The 18,249-nt window shown below is 42.3% G+C and carries 16 protein-coding genes and 1 other annotated feature; of the genes, 4 read left to right on the top strand and 12 right to left on the bottom strand.

Annotated elements, in window-relative coordinates; all coding sequences use genetic code 11:
- Positions 1-4: 4 nt before the first annotated feature.
- The 10 genes from tpx to BLT18_RS05130 all read right to left on the bottom strand — a co-directional run bounded on the left by tpx (position 5) and on the right by BLT18_RS05130 (position 10,052).
- The gene (gene tpx / locus BLT18_RS05175; RefSeq protein ID WP_091271864.1) at positions 5-505 is read right to left on the bottom strand and encodes a thiol peroxidase; all 501 of its coding nucleotides are present in this window, start codon (positions 503-505) and stop codon (positions 5-7) included.
- 160 nt (positions 506-665) lie between these two features.
- The gene (gene ytfJ / locus BLT18_RS05170) at positions 666-1,124 is read right to left on the bottom strand and encodes a GerW family sporulation protein (RefSeq protein WP_091271862.1); all 459 of its coding nucleotides are present in this window, start codon (positions 1,122-1,124) and stop codon (positions 666-668) included.
- Positions 1,124-1,801, bottom strand: a complete 678-nt coding sequence (locus tag BLT18_RS05165) for a DUF2953 domain-containing protein (protein WP_091271860.1) — start codon at positions 1,799-1,801, stop codon at positions 1,124-1,126. The genes ytfJ and BLT18_RS05165 overlap by 1 nt, the downstream gene beginning before the upstream one ends.
- Positions 1,802-1,993: 192 nt before the next feature.
- Positions 1,994-2,548 carry an RDD family protein gene (locus tag BLT18_RS05160; RefSeq protein WP_091271858.1) on the bottom strand — a complete coding sequence of 185 codons (555 nt, stop codon included), beginning with the start codon at positions 2,546-2,548 and terminating at the stop codon, positions 1,994-1,996.
- Between the two features lie 14 nt (positions 2,549-2,562).
- Positions 2,563-3,564, bottom strand: a complete 1,002-nt coding sequence (sppA, locus tag BLT18_RS05155; RefSeq protein ID WP_091271857.1) for a signal peptide peptidase SppA — start codon at positions 3,562-3,564, stop codon at positions 2,563-2,565.
- A 15-nt stretch (positions 3,565-3,579) separates the two neighbouring features.
- Entirely contained in the window at positions 3,580-5,181 is a 1,602-nt protein-coding gene (locus tag BLT18_RS05150) for an amidohydrolase (RefSeq protein WP_322787557.1), read from the bottom strand.
- Between the two features lie 144 nt (positions 5,182-5,325).
- Positions 5,326-6,537: a tRNA uracil 4-sulfurtransferase ThiI gene (gene thiI / locus BLT18_RS05145; protein ID WP_091271854.1), complete on the bottom strand. Its 1,212-nt coding sequence runs from the start codon at positions 6,535-6,537 to the stop codon at positions 5,326-5,328.
- Between the two features lie 5 nt (positions 6,538-6,542).
- Positions 6,543-7,688: a cysteine desulfurase family protein gene (locus BLT18_RS05140; RefSeq protein WP_091271852.1), complete on the bottom strand. Its 1,146-nt coding sequence runs from the start codon at positions 7,686-7,688 to the stop codon at positions 6,543-6,545.
- A 190-nt stretch (positions 7,689-7,878) separates the two neighbouring features.
- Positions 7,879-8,241, bottom strand: a complete 363-nt coding sequence (locus BLT18_RS05135) for a hypothetical protein (protein ID WP_091271850.1) — start codon at positions 8,239-8,241, stop codon at positions 7,879-7,881.
- Positions 8,242-8,357: 116 nt separating this feature from the next.
- Positions 8,358-10,052 (bottom strand): septation ring formation regulator EzrA, encoded by a 1,695-nt coding sequence (locus BLT18_RS05130; RefSeq protein ID WP_091271848.1) that lies wholly within the window; start codon positions 10,050-10,052, stop codon positions 8,358-8,360.
- A gap of 195 nt (positions 10,053-10,247) precedes the next feature.
- On the opposite strand from BLT18_RS05130, the gene hisJ reads away from it, so the two are divergent.
- The gene (hisJ, locus tag BLT18_RS05125; RefSeq protein ID WP_245705184.1) at positions 10,248-11,051 is read left to right on the top strand and encodes a histidinol-phosphatase HisJ; all 804 of its coding nucleotides are present in this window, start codon (positions 10,248-10,250) and stop codon (positions 11,049-11,051) included.
- Positions 11,052-11,055: 4 nt separating this feature from the next.
- Here the strand turns inward: hisJ and refZ are convergent, their stop codons facing one another.
- Positions 11,056-11,733 (bottom strand): forespore capture DNA-binding protein RefZ, encoded by a 678-nt coding sequence (gene refZ, locus BLT18_RS05120; RefSeq protein WP_175487382.1) that lies wholly within the window; start codon positions 11,731-11,733, stop codon positions 11,056-11,058.
- 255 nt (positions 11,734-11,988) lie between these two features.
- On the opposite strand from refZ, the gene BLT18_RS05115 reads away from it, so the two are divergent.
- Both BLT18_RS05115 and rpsD read left to right on the top strand, forming a co-directional pair.
- Complete coding sequence (locus BLT18_RS05115; protein WP_091271845.1) at positions 11,989-12,474, top strand: GAF domain-containing protein; 486 nt, start codon at positions 11,989-11,991, stop codon at positions 12,472-12,474.
- A 271-nt stretch (positions 12,475-12,745) separates the two neighbouring features.
- Complete coding sequence (rpsD, locus tag BLT18_RS05110) at positions 12,746-13,348, top strand: 30S ribosomal protein S4 (RefSeq protein ID WP_091271844.1); 603 nt, start codon at positions 12,746-12,748, stop codon at positions 13,346-13,348.
- Between the two features lie 144 nt (positions 13,349-13,492).
- Here rpsD and tyrS read toward each other — a convergent pair whose 3' ends face one another.
- Entirely contained in the window at positions 13,493-14,767 is a 1,275-nt protein-coding gene (tyrS, locus tag BLT18_RS05105) for a tyrosine--tRNA ligase (protein WP_091271842.1), read from the bottom strand.
- A 124-nt stretch (positions 14,768-14,891) separates the two neighbouring features.
- Positions 14,892-15,118: a binding site (T-box leader), on the bottom strand.
- A 155-nt stretch (positions 15,119-15,273) separates the two neighbouring features.
- On the opposite strand from tyrS, the gene BLT18_RS05100 reads away from it, so the two are divergent.
- Entirely contained in the window at positions 15,274-18,210 is a 2,937-nt protein-coding gene (locus tag BLT18_RS05100; RefSeq protein WP_091271841.1) for a transglycosylase domain-containing protein, read from the top strand.
- The last annotated feature ends 39 nt before the right edge of the window (positions 18,211-18,249 follow it).

The raw sequence follows: 18,249 nt of genomic DNA, 5'->3' as shown, positions 1-18,249 counted from the left end.
CGTTTTATTTGGCTTCTTTGGCTGCGTTAATCGCTGCTTCATAATCAGGATGATTAGTAGCCTCTGATACGTACTCTGTATACGTCACTTCACCTTCACTGTTAATAACAAAAATTGAACGTGCCAGCAAGCGAAGTTCTTCAATCGCCACACCATAGTTTTTACCAAAAGAAAGGTCACGGTGGTCGGAGAGAACTTGGAGGTTCTCAATGCCTGCTGCCGCGCACCATCTCTTTTGAGCAAATGGAAGGTCTACACTAATTGTTAATACTTCCACACCATCCAGACTTGCTGCTTCTTCGTTAAAACGGCGTGTTTGCTGATCACAAACGCCTGTGTCAATAGATGGCACAACACTAATTAAACGAACTTTTCCGCTTGTATCCGATAATGATACTTCAGACAAATCATTTGCCAGCACCGTAAAGTCAGGTGCTTTATCACCTGGTTTTACCTCTTGTCCTAAAAGTGTGACGGGATTTTCTTTAAACGTAATTTTTGCCATCATTCTTTCCTCCTTCAAATGGAAAAAATATGTATTCCTCTCCATCGTAAACGTTTCTTCTTACTTTTACAAATAATAACCCTAAAAGAATCGTACCCGTTTTTTCCCACAATAAAACCCGGCAGAACATTTTTTCTGCTCGGGCTTTCACGTGGTGCACTTAAATCGGTGGTGTTTGGTTCGGCGGTTGTTGGTTTGGCGGATTTTGATTATTGTTTTGTGCTTGTTGATTTTGGTTGTTACCACCCTTTAGCATGTCTTGAATTTTCTCTACTACTTGCGGAGTAAACTCAAGCAGCTTTTCATAAAGGTGTGTATTCTCATCCATGTGTACCATTTTTACTCCTTGGGAATTAACGATAAGAAACGCAATTGGGGTAATGGACACACCGCCCCCGCTTCCGCCCCCAAACGGATGATCCATAGCTGCATCATTGTTTCCATTTTTCGTAAATTCACTCCCACCAGCGGCAAATCCAAATCCCACTTTGGTAACAGGCATAATCACTGTTCCATCTGGGGTCTCCACTGGGTCGCCAATAATGGTGTTGACATCCACCATTTCTTTTAAATTTTCCATTGCTGTACGCATTAACCCTTCAATAGGATGGTCGCTCATTAAGACGCCTCCTTGCTGTTAATTTCTGCTTTTGTTTGCTGCCATAATTTAAATACATTACCATTCATATGCTTTATCACACGAATTCCGGCAATGATAGCATGCCCGAGTCGCATAAAGAACATACATGAAAAGGTGGTGTTTAATTTTTTCTGTTGAAAATTTGCATGAATACTCATTTCTGGTGTGCATTTTCTTGTAAAAACCGAAAATGCCAGCGCTTGTGCTCCGCCTTTCACCGACCACAGCATCCCGCTTAGAAAACCAGTCCAAGCAGCGTCTCCTGTCCCTATTTCACTTTTCCACGTAAACTCATACATTTTTATTTTTTTTAGAAATGAAGCTGCAATAGGACGCAGCCCTTGGATATGATTGAGCCATAACCGCAACATTTCCAATTGACTTTTCATTTCTTGCGGAGTTTCTTTTACATCTTTTTCTTTTGCATCTCCAACAGATGCTTTTGACTTTTCTTTAAATACAATAGAAGCAGATTCTTCGTCAAAGGACATGACAGGGATTTCAAAAGTTTTATAAAAAAAATACCACACAGTAATTTTCACTCGAATATCTTGCTTTTTGTCTTTTCGTACAAATTCAATATATGTTTCCACCGGTGTTGCCGCTATGAAAAGAGTTAATAGGAAGAAAACTGCTAAGAGTAAAAGCAATATCATACATCATCCATCCGCCTTTATAAATTATTACCATTTTAACCATTTTTTGTGACATCAAACCTGAAGAAACGTATAAGACAGAAAAAGTGCAATGACAGCAAGTGTCTTCAAAAGTAAAACATTAACGAAGAAAGCTTGCAACATAAACAAAAACGTGTGACACCGCCTTTTTCAGGCAGCGCCACACGTTGATTAATCGACATGCACTACTCTTGTGTCTGCAAACATGTCATGAATCCCTTGTTTTTCGTTCGTAAATCCAACAACAATGTAGATAATGTTGGTAAACACGAGGCTGCGATGGATAAAGCGCCCGACCACTTCCCGAAACAATAAATCCGACCATGATAACGTATGACCGTATCTGTGCACCACTTTTAAACCGAAAATCATTTTACCGAGCGTCTGGTTAAGCCACTTTGTCATGAACAAGAAGTACAAATATGCAGTAACCGTGCTTAACAGTCCTTGTAACGTAAAGAAACCGAGCATCGTTACCGGCTGGTCCATGAACATGAGCGGGCTTAATAACAATCCATTTAAACTGAATACAATCAGCAAGTCGATGATATAAGCCCAAAACCTCATCCAAAAACCTGCATACCGCCGGCTTTTCACCGTTTCTTCCTGCTGTTCTTCTTCTGTCTCAAGCAGTTCTGCACGAGCACTGTCTGTCTTATCAACGTGTCCAGAATGATACTGTTCCTTCCATTCTTGGCTATCTTCCCTATAATGATCCTTATCCATAACCGCTCACCTCCTTACTCTGTGTATAAATACATCGCACGCGGCGCTTGTGATTCCATTAATAAATCTTTTAAACCAAGTAACTCTGCATCTTGAACAAACAAACTGCGAGCCGATGTCCCTAAAAATTGATTAAACGAAAACACCCCATGATAACGCACCACTTGCGGATTAGATAAATCTTGTTCCTCGGTCATCATTGTAATGGTGTCTTCAAGAGACCCTAGTTCATCGACTAAGTCTATGTCTTGTGCTTGCTTTCCTGAATAAACACGGCCATCGCCAATTTCGCGCACTCTATCTTCTGGCATGTCACGGCCATCGGCAATGACTTGAACAAAATCTGCATAGAAGTCATCTACCATTCCCTGCAAAATCTCTTCTTCTTCTTCTGTCATATCACGATTTCCAGACAAAATATCTTTGAACGGACCGCTTTTAATCGTATTGAATTCTACTCCAATTTGTTCTGCCAGATCAGAGTAATTGATGCTCTGCATAATAACACCAATCGAACCGGTAACGGTCGCTGGGTGTGCGACAATCTTGTCAGCAGGGGCTGCGACATAATAACCGCCAGACGCTGCCGTATTTCCCATCGACACATATACCGGCTTATTATGTTCTTCTTGTATTTCTTGTACTTTATCATGTATTTCTGCACTTTCAACTACACCGCCGCCGGGTGTGTTCACTCGTAAGATAATTCCTTTTACAGCCCGGTTTTCACCAGCACTCTCCAGCATCTTTAAGAACTGGCGGTGATTATACATCCCTTGGTTCATAAAAGACGGCGTATCGCCAGTGTCTTGAATGACTCCTTCAATATCAATCACTGCTATTTTTTCTTGCGGCTGCCCTTCGTCTATTAACTCTTCTTCTACACCATTGTTATTCACACCGCCAAACATATTTTCAATATTCGCCGATGCAATTGTCGAAACGAATTGAAACCCTGCAGAAACAATTAGCAAAAGAGCCGCTATCCCAAGGGCAATCCAACGTTTTCCACTCATTGTAAAACCTCCTCTTTAATAATCTCCGCTTGTTAAGCGGTTATACTGAAAACACTCGCCGACTACTGTCGCCAGCACTTTTGTCTGATGGATTTGCTCAGCTGGCATCGTTAAAATATCTTGATCTAAAATAGTAAAATCGGCTGCATAACCAGGTGCGACTTTTCCAAGTTCTGTTTCTTTTCCAACAGCTTTGGCACTTCCCGTTGTATAAAGAGAAACAGCTTCGAACGGTGTAAGTTTTTGTTCAGGAAGATAACCGTTATGTGTTTCATGCGGGGGTTTGCGTATGACAGCTGCTTGAATGCCAATAAGGGGATCCACTGGTTCAATCGGCGCATCAGAGCTTCCTGCACACATCACTCCTTGGCTCAATAATGTTTTCCATGCAAATGAATAGGATAGACGCCTTGCCCCAAGCCGTTCCTCTACCCAAGGAAAATCAGATAAAACAAAGCCTGGCTGCAAATCAAGCACAACATTCAACCGTTTTAACCGCTCGATTAAATCGGGGGGCGTTATTTGAGCATGTATGATACGATCTCTTTTTCCAGCTGGAACAGGATATTCCTCCAGTGCTTTCACTGCATATTCTAACGCTTTATCCCCAATAGTATGGATAGCCACTGGCATGTTTTTCTTTCGAGCCTTTTGTACGAGTTTGCTTAATTGCTGCGGCGTGTGTATACGAACTCCTGATGAAGCAGGATCATCCTGATACGACTCACGCAGGAAAGCAGTCCGGCCGCCAAGCGCCCCATCAGCAAAAATTTTCATCGCACCAAATGATAGATAATCACTGACAGCCCCGTATTCATAACCTTCTTCGAATACATCGTCTACTACTTCATGATGAACAAGCAAATTGGCTCGAAACCGCCAATTCGTTTCATTGATTACTTCCTGAAAGGCTTGAAATGTCCGCTTAAAGCCGCCATAATAATTTAAATCCTCTGTATGTCCTCCTGTTAATCCCTGTTTAACCATATGACCGACAGCTGTATGTAATGCCGTCTTTAATTCTTCATCGCTGACAGGCGGCTGCACGGCTTTCACTAGGTCTGCTGCTTGATCGAGCAAGTATCCAGTTGGCATGCCGTGTTCGTCTTTTACGATAATTCCTCCTGAAGGATCTGGTGTATGTTCTGTAATGCCAGCTCTTTCTAAAGCCACGGAATTAGCAAGTGCTGCATGGCGGCATACCCTTGTCAACAGAACAGGATTATATGGAGCTATTTCATCTAATTCCTCTTTATGAATAATCCGCTGGTCTGGAAAGTTATTTTCATTCCATCCTTCTCCAATTAACCACTGGCCGTCTTTTATGTGACATGCTTTTTCTTTCAGCGCTTCTTTTAACTCCTCAGCACTTTTACAACTAGACAAGTCAAGCTGCAGCATGGCCTCTCCAAGTCCCATCATATGCAAGTGACTGTCTGTAAACCCCGGAAACACCACTGCTCCTTGTAAATCAACACGCTGGTCGGCCGCTGAACATCTTGCTTTTACGTCTTCTTCTTTGCCAGCAGCAATAATTTTTCCATTATTTGTATACACCGCTTCTACTGTATCATTTTCTCCTTGCATCGTGTAAATGGTTCCATTAAACCATAACATCCCCACGCTGTAACACCTGCTTCCCATTTATTGTATTACGTGATATATATAAACAATGTTTCATTTTTACAAAAAATAATCCTGCCATGAAATAGCATAGCAGAAACAAAAGCCTCCCGCCATGACGATGGCCGGGAGGAATCGTTACAACAAATCGTTCATTTTTTGTTCCGTTTTATTTTCCTGTTCATTTCCAATTGTTAATGTTTCCACGTATTGAACAGCCTCATTTATATAGGGTTCAAAATCAAACGCCTCTTCAAAGCGTACCGCTTTATCGCGACGGGGTTTTGTTACAGAATCGCTCGGTAAAAAGATTGTGCAGCAATCCTCATACGGCAGAACAGAAATATCATACGTGCCAATCTGTTCGGAAACTTCCACTACTTCTTGTTTATCCATCGTCACAAGCGGCCGTAAAATCGGTATATTTGTTACTTCGTTGATTGTATGCATACTCTCCAATGTTTGCGAAGCCACCTGGCCAAGGCTTTCTCCATTAACAACTGCTTTGGCATCTTGCTTTTGAGCAATTCTTTCTGTGATACGAAGCATCATCCGCCGCATAATTGTCATCGAATAACTTGATGGAATATGGGCGTGGATAGCTTTTTGCAGTTCAGTAAACGGAACAATGTGTAATCGAATACTGCCACCGAATTTCGTTAATATATTGGTTAAGTCCTCTACTTTCTTGCGCGCTCTTTCGTTTGTATAAGGAGGGCTGTGAAAGTGAACAGCCTCTATTTCAGCTCCACGTTTCATTGCCAAATAACCAGCTACGGGACTGTCAATACCGCCTGAGAGCATCAGTGCAACTTTTCCAGCTGTTCCAACAGGCAGTCCGCCCGCTCCATCTATTCTTCCACACGTAATGTAGGTGCCTTGTTCTCTTACCTCAACAACCACTTCTACATCCGGATTGTGTACATCAACGGTAACGTTTTCGGTGTTTCTTAAAATATGCGCACCAACGTGTTGATTTAAATCTTGGGAACGGATAGGAAATGGTTTATAAGAGCGCCGGGCACTCACCTTAAATGTGCGGTTGTTTCCTTCACGCTGTAAAAAAGCTTGGAGTGCCCCTTCTTTAATAGCTTCTACGTCATTTTCCGTTTTCATTGCTAGACTAAACGAAGAAATACCAAAAATATGTTTCAGCTTTTCCAACACGTCATTTGGGTTTTCATCATGCAGCTCAATAAACATCCGTCCGTACGTTCGCTTTACTTTACATGTACGATGCTCTCGTATCGCAAACTGAATGTTTTCTTTTAACTTGTTTTCAAAGTCTTTCCGATTTTTGCCTTTTAACGCTAACTCTCCATATCGAATTAAAATATGATCATATTTCATGCACGCTACGCTCCCATTACCTTTTTCATTTCTGGAATAATCTCATGAAACACATCAATCAGCTTTTCTATCTCTTCTTTTATCGTCTCAAATGAAAAGCTGATACGTATAGCACTATCCGCCCGTTCCTGGCCTAACCCGGCCGCTTCAATAACGTGGCTTGGCTCATTTAACTTCGAAGAGCAGGCTGACTTCGTTGACACATGAATATCCCGCTTCGTCAACGCTTGGATAATGACTTCCGGCTTCAAACCAGGAAACGATACATTGACAATATGAGGGGCAGCTCCTGTCTGAGGTGTATTCACCTGTGCCCCATCTATCTTTTCCAACTCTTGCAAAAGATACTTTTGCAGTTCATACATCCGTTTTGCTTCTTTCGTATGTTGTTCTCTTGCTAAGCGAAGTGCCTTAGCCATAGCAGCGATACCAGGAACGTTCTCTGTACCGGCGCGTATTTTCTGCTCTTGGCCTCCACCATGAAATAACGGGGACAAAACAGTACCATCCTTTATATAAAGCATACCCGTACCCTTTAAACCGTGAAACTTATGAGCAGAAATCGTGCACAAATCGACGTTTGCTTTCCCCAGGTCAAGCGGCACATGCGCCGCCCCTTGAACATGATCTGTATGGAAATAAAGTTTTGGATACGCTGCTAAACGTTTGCCAATTTCCTCTATGGGCTGAATAGTGCCTGTTTCATTATTAACGTGAATAATTGATACCAGTGTTGTATCTTCCCGCACAGCGTTTTCCACATCTTCTGGACGAATTCTTCCTTCTTTATTCACCGGAAGATACGTCACTTCATAACCAAACGCTTCCAGCTGTGCAAATGCTTCCAATGCGGAAGGATGTTCCACCGCAGATGTAATCAAATGTTTCCCGCGGTTTTGATGCTCTACAGCCGTCCCCTTTATCGCTAAATTATTCCCTTCAGTACCGCCAGATGTAAAAATAACTTCACTTGATTTGACTTTTAAAATAGAGGCAGCTGCTTCCCTTGCCTTCCCTAATAATGTTTCCGCTTCAACACCAGGCCGGTGCAGAGAAGATGGATTGCCAAAATAAGCAGAAGCCGCCTGCTGGTAGGTATCTAACACTTCCTGCCACGGCAGAGTCGTTGCACTGTTGTCCAAATAAACCATATATTTTCCCCTTTTCATCAAAGGTTCTTTCTTACTCCATTCTTCTTCGTTATACTGCGACACTATATCTTACCATACAAGCAGCTATTAGAAAAGCGCAAACGCCTTGAAAAAGGAATGTTCGACTAAGGGAAGGTTCCTCTGCACAAAACAAGCTGACCTGTTAACAGGGTCAGCTTTTATGCGAAGATTATTCATCCACTAACTGGAGCAGCTCGTCAATGGAAACAGTTCCTTCCTCTGGTCCTCTCAATATAACGTCAGAGGAAGGCGTTTCTTGTATCACGTCTTGAGATACTTCATGCTGATGGTCTCTAGCAGGTGTTTGTTCCTCTCTTTCTTTCACTTGTTCTTTTTCTTCCTTTCCGGTCGTTCTGTCTGCATCATCAACGTAAGGGGCAGCTCCAAGCTCTCGGTCGAGCTCCGCTGCTAACTCTTCGGTGCTTTTATCTGCTGCTGTTTCAGGGCTTTTCCCCGCATAGAAAACCGCGGTTGCTGCTAGTATGCCAAAAAAGAACAGTGTTGTAACAGCGACAATGTACACCATCTTCATGGTTTCCTTCCTCCTCTCCCGAGACTATTGTACCATTTAAAACCGGGAGAACGAAGAAAGTGATACAACTTTTGTTCTAAAACCCCTCTCAAAACAAGCAAAAAAGCAAAAAAGAACTAGTTAACCTTATCTCCATTTTGTAATTGTTCCAGCAGATGCGGCTCTTTTCGTTTGACCGCCCCGACCGCTGTGTAAACTGCCTCGTCATAATAACCTTTCCGGAAATGCTCTTCCGCCTTCAGCAGCTGCTCATCAATAGCTTCCGACTCGCTTCGATACTTGTTGCCATGCTGAATAGCTTGTTCGGCAAGATTTGCCTGCTCTAACGTTGTCATTAATTGCTGATGAACTTTTTGCACACTATGTTTTGCATCATCAATGGCTGTATTCACCTTCCCCATTTCAACAGGGATTTCTCCTAATGCTTCTGCTGCCGACACAAGTTTATTTTCTGCTGCATCTACTTCGTTTAAAAGAGCGGATGGAACCTTTGGAAGAAGCGAACGCTCTAACCTCATTCGGTCTTGCAGCATTTGACGGCGCAATGTCTTTAATGTTTCTAGAGCAGACACTTCATCTTTTCTTAGAGAGAACAGCTTTTCTTTCAACGTGCGCACTTGATTTTCCAATGTATGTATATCTTTTTTTATCGCATCAAGGCTTTCTTTTAATGCTGTAAATGACTGTTTGCGCTGATGATACATATCTTGAAAAACACGCCACGTTTTCAACGCCTCTTCTATCCTGCTTTCAGTATTATAATAGCGCGTTTCATCCTCATCGGGGATACGATAACTTTGCTGTACCTTTTCACGCTCGTCTTCTAATTCGTCTAAGAGTGTTTCCACACGTTTTACATCTTGGCGGACATTCGCTGTTTCTGCTTCCACATATTGTCGTGCTTCTACTTCATTTTCAAGTGTCTGATAGATGTATTCGATGTAATCGTGAATCTCTTCTAGACGTTTTTCCGCCTTTTCAAGCTCTAAACTAATCACTGCTTTTTTTATGGAAGGCAGCTCATCCATCACATCTTCTAAATAAGAACGAAATGGTAAATGTTCAAGTGTATATCCTGCTTTTTCCATTTCCTCTATTCCCATAATAACTTCTTTGCATTCTTCGCGTAAATTGGCTTCCACATCAACAAGCATTGCGGGAACCTGTTTTACTTGACTTTCGGTTTGTGACAGATCATTACTCCACTCAGTTAATAACTGACTGGCCTTTAAATGGTTGCCTGCCTCTGTTTCTTTTTCAAACAAGCGAACATTTTCTTTATATTCTTGCAGGCGTTTTTCAAACAAACGTACCGATTCATCTAACGCCAATCGATTCTCAGCAACATACTGTCCGAGCTTTTCTAGCCGTTCTTTGATGTCATCAATGCCCACTCGATTTTCTTGCTCACTGCTTACTAGTTCCTCTACTTCATTGAATATCGCAGTAATGTGGTGGTCAATGTCTGTCAGCTGCTGTCTAGCCTCTTTTAATAGAGACCTGGCAGCTTTGAATTTGTACTTATTAGCCAGCTCTTCGATATCAAAAAACCATTCTTCGATATCAGGAAGTCTCACCCCTACAATTTCTTCCCATTCCTGGCGCCATTCTTCAAACTTTGCCTCCGTCTCTCCTGACATCGTGAGACCTTTCACTCTGGCTATTTCATCTGCCACTGGCTGATTGGCTATTTTCGTTTTCCATTGTTCTAGCTTATCTACTTCTTTATATATCTTTTTTCTTGAAACAGCACCAAAAGCAATAATTCCTGCAATAATAACAACTGCTATTGTAATTACGTATATCATCATGAGTCTTCACTCCAGTTTGACTGCCACTTATGTCATAAAATTTATTCAGCATTGAATTTTTTCGTCAAATTCAGGTAAAATCCTTCTATATATTACATCTTTTGGTTGAAAGTAAAAGAAATACAATTCTATGATAACATGGAAAAGAACTGCATGTGACAGATAAGTAAACGAATTTCAAAAAGGGATGATACTGTGAGAATAAAAAGAGATGGACATATTCACACCCCTTACTGTCCTCATGGCTCTAAAGATTCATTTAAGCAATATATTGAGCGCTGTATTGACGAGGGGTTTGACACTATCACGTTTGCAGAGCATGCACCTCTGCCCCCCGGTTTTAACGACCCGGTTCCTGCCCAAGACAGTGCGATGCCTTTAAGCAGTCTGTCTTCTTATATTACTGCAATTGAGACGTTAAAGGCGGAATACCGCCGTGACATCACCATTTTAACCGGCCTTGAAATTGACTATATTGAGGGCTTTGAACAGGAAACGAAAGCTTTTCTTGATGAGATAGGCCCGCAGCTTGATGACAGCATTTTATCCGTTCATTTTTTACAATCCAAAGGCAGCTATTTCTGCCTTGACTTCAGCCCAGATAGTTTTGCGGCACTTGTTACATCTACCGGCTCTTTACAAAACACCATAGATTTGTATTTTAATACCCTCAAATCTTCCATAGAGAGTGAGCTTGGTCCATACAAACCAAAACGTCTCGGTCATATGACGCTCATCAAAAAATTTCAGCGCCGTTACGGACAGATGGATATTACCGAGCACGCCCGCCACATCCTTGAACACGTAAAGCATGCGGGAATGGAGCTTGATTATAACGGTGCTGGTACTGCTAAACCGCTGTGCCAAGAACCATATCCTCCACATGATATTGCTTTAGAAGCAAAAAAAAGGGGCATCCCGTTAGTATATGGATCGGATGCACACCAAGAAAAGGAGTTAACGCAAGGGCTGACAGCGTTATATCCCTTAGCCCATTAGATCATTATGGCTGGACAAAGTCGGCTTGATGCTGTGTGTGGTGAAAGGGTATCGCTTTGTGCTCTTCTTTTTTCGAATCGCTAAGAAGTACTTTCGATGCCCACTCCCTTAATTCTTTGCGGTACATTTTAATAAAATGCGGCTGCTGCGGATGCAGATGAAACACTTCCCGCACATATTGATGATGGAGATAAGGCATAATAACCATGCCGCGAAACTGCATGATCGTCCACTGCACAGAAACCGGAGCAAAAGTTCCTTCCTGTATGCCTTTTTTCAATACAATCGAATAAAGGTGCTTTTCTTTCATGAGATAAGTACTCGTTATTTCACGAATCAAGGTCGAATCAAGCGTCATTTCCCGAAGTACAAAGCGGGCCCGTAAATGCCGTTCTTTCATAAATGTTAAAACCCTCTCAGCCATATACAGCATTTTTTCATACGAATCATGATGGGGCGTTTTCACAGCCAGCTCCAATTCTTCCATGTATCCTTCTAAAAAGTCCGTCATCAGCGCTTCAAGCAACCCTTGTTTTCCGCCAAAATAATACGAAATGAGCGAAATATTCACTCCTGTTTTGGATGCAATTTCTCGAATCGACGTCCCGTGGTAACCTTTACTCGTAAACAAAACCGTTGCAGCTTCTAGCATTTTTTCCTTGGTGGTTTCGGTGGCGGACATGCCATCGCCTCCTTTATAACTAATGTAGAAACCATGCATAATGTAGAAACCATGCATCATGTAGAAACCATGCATAATGTAGAAACCATGCATCATGAACATATTCGTTATACATAACTTCCCGCTTTTTCGTGGAATCTCCTTTTAAAAAAACTCGACACTTTCTCTTCTAGTTCGGCAAACACTCTCATTCTTGTCGTTTTTCAACGGTGTGATAAACTAGATGTGAATAATAGTAGAAAAGGAGAGTATACGTTGTTTCAACAAGTTGAATATAAAGGAAGTACGCAAGAACAATACCAGCTTCTATTTAAACAATTAGAGGCCTTGCTCGAAGGAGAACCGAATCAAACAGCCAACTTGTCAAATGCGGCTGCACTGTTGTACCAATTTCTGCCGGATGTGAACTGGCTTGGGTTCTATCTATACCACCCTGCTGATAATGAACTCATCCTCGGCCCCTTCCAAGGACTGCCTGCGTGCATCCGCATACCTATGAATAAAGGAGTGTGCGGTACTGCTGCGTATCATCGTTTGACCGAACGTGTACCAGATGTTACACAATTCCCGGGACATATTGCTTGTGATGGTGCAACGCAATCAGAAATTGTTATTCCGCTTATGAAAGAAGGAAAGCTTGTTGGCGTCTTAGATATTGACAGCCCTGTACACAACCGTTTTTCTGAAGAAGACCAAACATATTTAGAAGAATTTGCTGACTTATTAATTAAATATCTATAAGCGAAATACTAACAGAAGCCGCGTCTTATATTGACTTTACATGGCTATCATTATATAATGGCCTTTGTGTAAAAGAGACAGCCAGGGCAAACTTGATGTGTGCACCCTTTCATTTTGTTCCTTAAACCTGCGGCTGACTATTTTGGTTTAAGGGGCATTGCGTAACCTCTAGCTGTCGAGGCGAAGATGCATAAGAACAAAATGAGCATGTCAAGAGATTGTCAACGTTGTTCTTTTTCCAATACTATTATAAATAGAGGAGGTTTCTTGTATGGCTCGTTATACAGGACCAACTTGGAAAAAATCCCGCCGTTTTGGCATTTCTCTCAGCGGCACAGGTAAAGAACTAGAAAAGCGCCCATATGCTCCTGGTGAGCATGGCCCAACTCAACGGAAAAAGCTTTCCGAATATGGTTTGCAGCTTCAAGAAAAGCAAAAGCTTCGTTACATGTACGGATTGAATGAGCGTCAATTCCGCAAGCTTTTCGAACAAGCTGGTAAAATGTCCGGGGTACACGGTGAAAACTTCATGATTCTACTTGAATCCCGTCTCGATAATCTTGTTTATCGTCTCGGTCTCGCTCGTACTCGCCGTGCTGCACGTCAACTTGTGACACATGGTCACGTAACAGTAGACGGCGGACGCGTAGACATTCCTTCTTACCGCGTAAAACCAAACCAAACAATTGGTCTTCGCGAAAAATCCCGCAATCTTTCTGCTGTGAAAGAAGCGGTAGAAGTAAATAACTTCGTTCCTGAATATCTAACATTCGACGAAGAAAAACTAGAAGGAACGTACACTCGCCTTCCAGAGCGTTCTGAACTTCCTTCCGAAATTACAGAAGCTCTTATCGTTGAGTACTACTCTCGTTAAGCTGGCAAAAAAGCAGGTTCCCGCTTGGGGAACCTGCTTTTTCTTTGGTTCTACAGCCGTTATTGGGATTTTAGAAAAAGGTTCTATACATTGTGTCGGAGTGACTCCCCCTTAAGAAAAGGGCAGACTCTTCTCTTACTGTGATTATGCATATTGAATTAAGAAATATTTCTTTTTCCCGCGGCGGATAATCGTAAATGCTTGATCGATTTTATCTTCTTCCTCGATCACTTTATCCATTTGCTGACAACGCTCGCCGTTAATGTACACCGCACCGTTCTTCATATCTTCACGTGCTTGGCGTTTGGACGAAGAAATACCAGCTTCTACAAGCAAATCAATTAAACCTTTCTCCTCTTCTTCGACAACATGAGTCGGTACATCTTTAAATCCTTGCTTTACCTCATCCGCTGTTAACTGTTTGAAATCCCCGCCGCCAAATAAAGCTTCTGATATATGCTGGGCTTGCTTGAGCGCTTCTTCTCCATGTACAAACCGCGTCACTTCTTCTGCCAGCCTGCGATGCGCTTTACGCTCTTCTGGCTGCGTCTTTAGCTCTTCTTCTAACGCTTGGATTTCTTCTTCACTTAAGAACGTAAAGTATTTGAGAAATTTCACGACATCACGATCATCGGTATTGATGAGGAACTGATAAAACTCGTACGGAGAAGTTTTTTCTGGATCCAGCCAAATCGCTTTTCCTTCTGTCTTACCAAATTTCGTTCCATCCGCTTTTGTTACAAGCGGAATCGTAAACCCATATGCATCCGGCTCGTCTCCTTCTTCTCCGCCTTTCATTCGGCGAATTAGTTCGAGACCAGCTGTAATATTTCCCCATTGGTCGCTTCCGCCTATCTGAAGCTGGCAGCCTTGCTCTTTATTCAAATGGTAGAAATCAAAAGACTGCAAAATTTGATAACTAAACTCCGTAAATGAGATACCAGACTGAATACGGGACTCTACCGACTCTTTACTAAGCATGTAGTTTAATCCAAAATGTTTCCCTACATCACGTAAAAACGTAATAATATCCATACTACCGATCCAGTCATAGTTATTTAACACTTCTGCCTTTTTACTGCCGTCAAAGTCAAGGTATTTTTGAAGCTGATTTTTAATACGGCCAGTGTACATACGAACAACATCTTCCTCGTTTAATGTCCGTTCTGCCTTTTTACCGCTTGGATCGCCAATCAATCCGGTAGCCCCGCCTACAAGAGCAAGCGGCTTATGTCCGGCTAATTGAAAACGGCGCAGCGTAATAATAGTCAGTAAATGGCCAATGTGAAGGCTGTCACCCGTCGGATCGAAACCGCAGTACATTGTTACCTGCTTATTATTCAACAACTCATGCAAGCCTTCTCTATCCGTGACTTGATTGATAAGTCCTCTCCATTCCAAATCTTGTAAAACATCCATGCTGTTTCTCTCCTTTTTGACATAATTAGAAAAAAGTTGACCTGTTATCCAGTTCAAATAGCAAAGATTGTCTAGCAGACAGAAGCGCTCTGAAAGTATAAAAAAACGCCCCTTCTTTATATAAAGAAGGGACGATTCGTCTCGCGGTACCACCCTTATTGAAAGCTAGACAGCTTTCCACTTCATTGGTGATAACGGTACCTCCCGTCTTTCCTACCTTAGAGAAAAACCATTATAGGAAAGCAGCTCCAGAACGTAATTCAACATCATTCCTTTGTACCGGCTCCCAGCAGCCGCCGGCTCTCTGAAGACAGGGAGGAATGTGCTACTTCAATCCTTCAACGCTTGTTATGTATGATGATGAGAATGATAGAACCATTCTAACTATATATCTTTTATCATATTCACTCTGCCCCTGTCAACTTGACTAAAAAATACCGAAAACGGATAGGAAGCTTTACACGCGTATGCTATAATATCGTTGAAGTTTTGGGGGGAATTATAACATGCATCAATTTTTTGAAAAACTCAACCGCGGGCTCGATCAAATCAAGAATCATCCCTTTGTCAAAGGTCTTAATATTACATCTCATATTTTTTGGAATCTTCTTTTGATCGGTGCGGTGCTCATGGTGATGCTTGTATTGTTTGCCGGAAGTGCGGGTGCTGGTTATTTCATCTCACTCGTTGAAGACCAGCAAGCCTACAGCAAATCAGAGTTTCAGCATGAAATTTATAATTACGAAGAAGTCAGTGATATTTACTTTGACGATGACACCTATTTGGGGGAATTTCCAGCTGACTTAGAACGAAAAGAACGACCGCTCGAGGACATGTCAGAGCATCTCATTCATGCCGTTATTTCAACCGAAGATGAATACTTCTTTGAACATCAAGGGATTGTTCCAAAGGCGCTCTTACGTGCTACCTATCAGGAAGTAACTGGTGCCAGTAATCAAACAGGCGGGAGCACCTTAAGCCAGCAAGTCATAAAAAATCAGCTGCTGACAAACGAAGTATCATTTGAACGAAAGGCTAAAGAAATTGCGTTAGCGCTTCGAATGGAACAATTCTTGGATAAAGAAGAAATTTTAGAAGCGTACTTGAATATTGTTCCATTCGGACGTAATGCCGATGGGAGAAATATTGCTGGTGCACAGTCGGCTGCAGAAGGCATATTTGGTGTGGACGTATCAGAGCTTAATATCGCACAGGCCGCCTTTATTGCAGGATTGCCGCAAAACCCTTTTACATATACGCCTTTTGAAAATAACGGAAATGTAAAAGAAAACTTTGAAGCCGGCTTGAACAGAATGCAGCTGGTACTTCGCAACATGCTGGAAAATAATTTTATCACAGAAGAAGAATACGAAAAAGCTAAAGAATATGATATTCGTGCTCATTTAGCCGAACCTTCCGGAAGTCTCATTGAAGAATATCCGTACCTTACCTACGAAACACAAGACCGTGCTGCCCGTATTATCCGGGAAAAACTTCTGGAAGAAGATAACGTTAATGTAGAAGACATGGAAGACGATGAAAGGCAAGAAACCCTTTCTCACTACTATCAACAGGCAAAACATGAGCTGGCGCACGGTGGATATAATGTGCATATAACCATCAAAAAAGACATTTATGACGCTATGCAGCGCGCAACAGCACAGTCACAATGGTTTGGGCCTACACGACAAATCAATGGCGAAGCAGAAACAGAAGAAGTTGGTGCCATTCTTATTGATAATGATACAGGGGCCATTCTCAGTTTTGTCGGCGGTCGTGATTTCGAGCGGGAAAATTTAAACCACGCTACACAGGCGTATCGACAAAACGGTTCTACCATGAAGCCTTTGCTCGCCTATGGACCTGCTATGGAGCAAGGCATTGTACAACCTGGCACCATTCTGCCTGATGTACCAAGCACGTATCAATCAACGGGGGGATCGTTCCGAAATGCCGGTGACAGCTACTCTGGCTTAATTACAGTAAGAGAAGCGCTAAAACGATCCAAAAACGTACCTGCTGTTAAAACGTTTGAACGGCTGAACCATGACGTGTCAAGACAAGCTTTACTAGACATGGGATTTAACCGGCTGGATCCTGGGGAACCATATAACTCTGCTCCCATTGGCGGTCTCACTTATGGAACCACTGTAGAAACAAACACAAATGCTTTCACTATATTTGGTGATCACGGGCAATATAAAGATTCTTATTTCATTGAAAAAATTGAAACAAAAGACGGTGAAACCGTTTATCAGCATGAAGTGGAAACCAATCAAGTGTTTTCCCCACAAACGGCCTTCTTAATGACAGATGTTTTACGAGATGTGTTAGAACCTGGCGGAACAGCCGGTTCGCTGCCAGGCAGAATGCGGTTTGGCGGAGACTGGGCAGGAAAAACAGGTACCTCTAATGAAACAAAGGACTCATGGTTTGTTGGTTACAACCCTAATGTGACATTTGGAATCTGGATTGGCTATGACACACCGCGCACGATTACATCACCCTATAAGGGGTTAAGCTATGGAGCAAGAACACAACAAATATGGGCTGATATGATGAATGCTGCGTATGAGGCAAATGCAGATGTATTTCGTATTAATGATCAATTTGAACAGCCCGATGGTATTGTCCGTCAAACCATCTGCGGTATCTCCGGGAAACTGCCTGATTCTCTTTGTTTGGAAGCTGGGCTTACGACAACTGATTATTTTAATGCAGCCTATGTGCCAACAGAACATGACAGCAACTTAAACCAAACAACATCTGTTGAGATTAACGGTGTTATGTATAAAGCCTATGACGCCACCCCATCTGAGTTCACACAATCCGGGGTTGTAGTGGAAGAAGACTTCTTAGCCGATGAAGCTCTAAATGAATACTTGCCGGACAGCTGGAACAATATCGTGGCAGACAAAGCTGCTCCTAGCAATGGAAGAACCCCAGCTCCTGTTACAGGGGTTTCAATGAGCGGTAACTCCTTAAGCTGGAACCAGCATACGGATAATGACATCGTTGGCTATCGTATTTATAGAGGAGACGGTTCACGAGTACAGTCTATTCGAGGAAACACCTCCACTTCTACTAGTGTCAGCAGCAGCGGTTCGTTCTTTGTCACAGCTGTCGATTCGATGGGCAGAGAGTCCACCGCTTCCGTAACTGCTGAGCGGCAAGCTGCACCGTCTTCACCGCCTGAATCAAGTGAGGAAGAGTCCGACACGAATGATTCAACAAGCGATAATACCGAGGAAGAACCAGCTAACGGCGACAACAATCAAACCGAAAATCAGGAAGAACCAGAAAATAACAACAGTGATGAACCAGACAACGATCGTAATGAAACAGATGATGATTCCAATACCAATAATGATTCTGATAACAATCACGCCGAAAATGAAAATCCAGGCGAATCACAAGAAAACAACGACCAAACAGATGATTAACGCCATTAGAAAACAAAAGTACCAAGAGTCTTCAAACAT

The organism is Alteribacillus persepolensis (assembly GCF_900099605.1).
In the GTDB taxonomy this organism is placed as follows: Bacteria; Bacillota; Bacilli; order Bacillales; family Marinococcaceae; genus Alteribacillus; species Alteribacillus persepolensis.
This window is presented reverse-complemented; position numbering and strand designations above follow the sequence as displayed.

Excerpts from the sequence above, each read along its gene's own strand:
- ytfJ (WP_091271862.1), bottom strand. The coding sequence starts at position 1,124 with ATGAGCGACCATCCTATTGAAGGGTTAATGCGTACAGCAATGGAAAAT.
- BLT18_RS05135 (WP_091271850.1), bottom strand. The coding sequence starts at position 8,241 with ATGAAGATGGTGTACATTGTCGCTGTTACAACACTGTTCTTTTTTGGC.
- thiI (WP_091271854.1), bottom strand. The coding sequence starts at position 6,537 with ATGAAATATGATCATATTTTAATTCGATATGGAGAGTTAGCGTTAAAA.
- sppA (WP_091271857.1), bottom strand. The coding sequence starts at position 3,564 with ATGAGTGGAAAACGTTGGATTGCCCTTGGGATAGCGGCTCTTTTGCTA.
- BLT18_RS05160 (WP_091271858.1), bottom strand. The coding sequence starts at position 2,548 with ATGGATAAGGATCATTATAGGGAAGATAGCCAAGAATGGAAGGAACAG.
- BLT18_RS05100 (WP_091271841.1), top strand. The coding sequence starts at position 15,274 with ATGCATCAATTTTTTGAAAAACTCAACCGCGGGCTCGATCAAATCAAG.
- tpx (WP_091271864.1), bottom strand. The coding sequence starts at position 505 with ATGGCAAAAATTACGTTTAAAGAAAATCCCGTCACACTTTTAGGACAA.
- BLT18_RS05150 (WP_322787557.1), bottom strand. The coding sequence starts at position 5,181 with ATGTTATGGTTTAATGGAACCATTTACACGATGCAAGGAGAAAATGAT.
- tyrS (WP_091271842.1), bottom strand. The coding sequence starts at position 14,767 with ATGGATGTTTTACAAGATTTGGAATGGAGAGGACTTATCAATCAAGTC.
- BLT18_RS05140 (WP_091271852.1), bottom strand. The coding sequence starts at position 7,688 with ATGGTTTATTTGGACAACAGTGCAACGACTCTGCCGTGGCAGGAAGTG.
- BLT18_RS05130 (WP_091271848.1), bottom strand. The coding sequence starts at position 10,052 with ATGATGATATACGTAATTACAATAGCAGTTGTTATTATTGCAGGAATT.
- rpsD (WP_091271844.1), top strand. The coding sequence starts at position 12,746 with ATGGCTCGTTATACAGGACCAACTTGGAAAAAATCCCGCCGTTTTGGC.
- BLT18_RS05165 (WP_091271860.1), bottom strand. The coding sequence starts at position 1,801 with ATGATATTGCTTTTACTCTTAGCAGTTTTCTTCCTATTAACTCTTTTC.
- refZ (WP_175487382.1), bottom strand. The coding sequence starts at position 11,733 with ATGTCCGCCACCGAAACCACCAAGGAAAAAATGCTAGAAGCTGCAACG.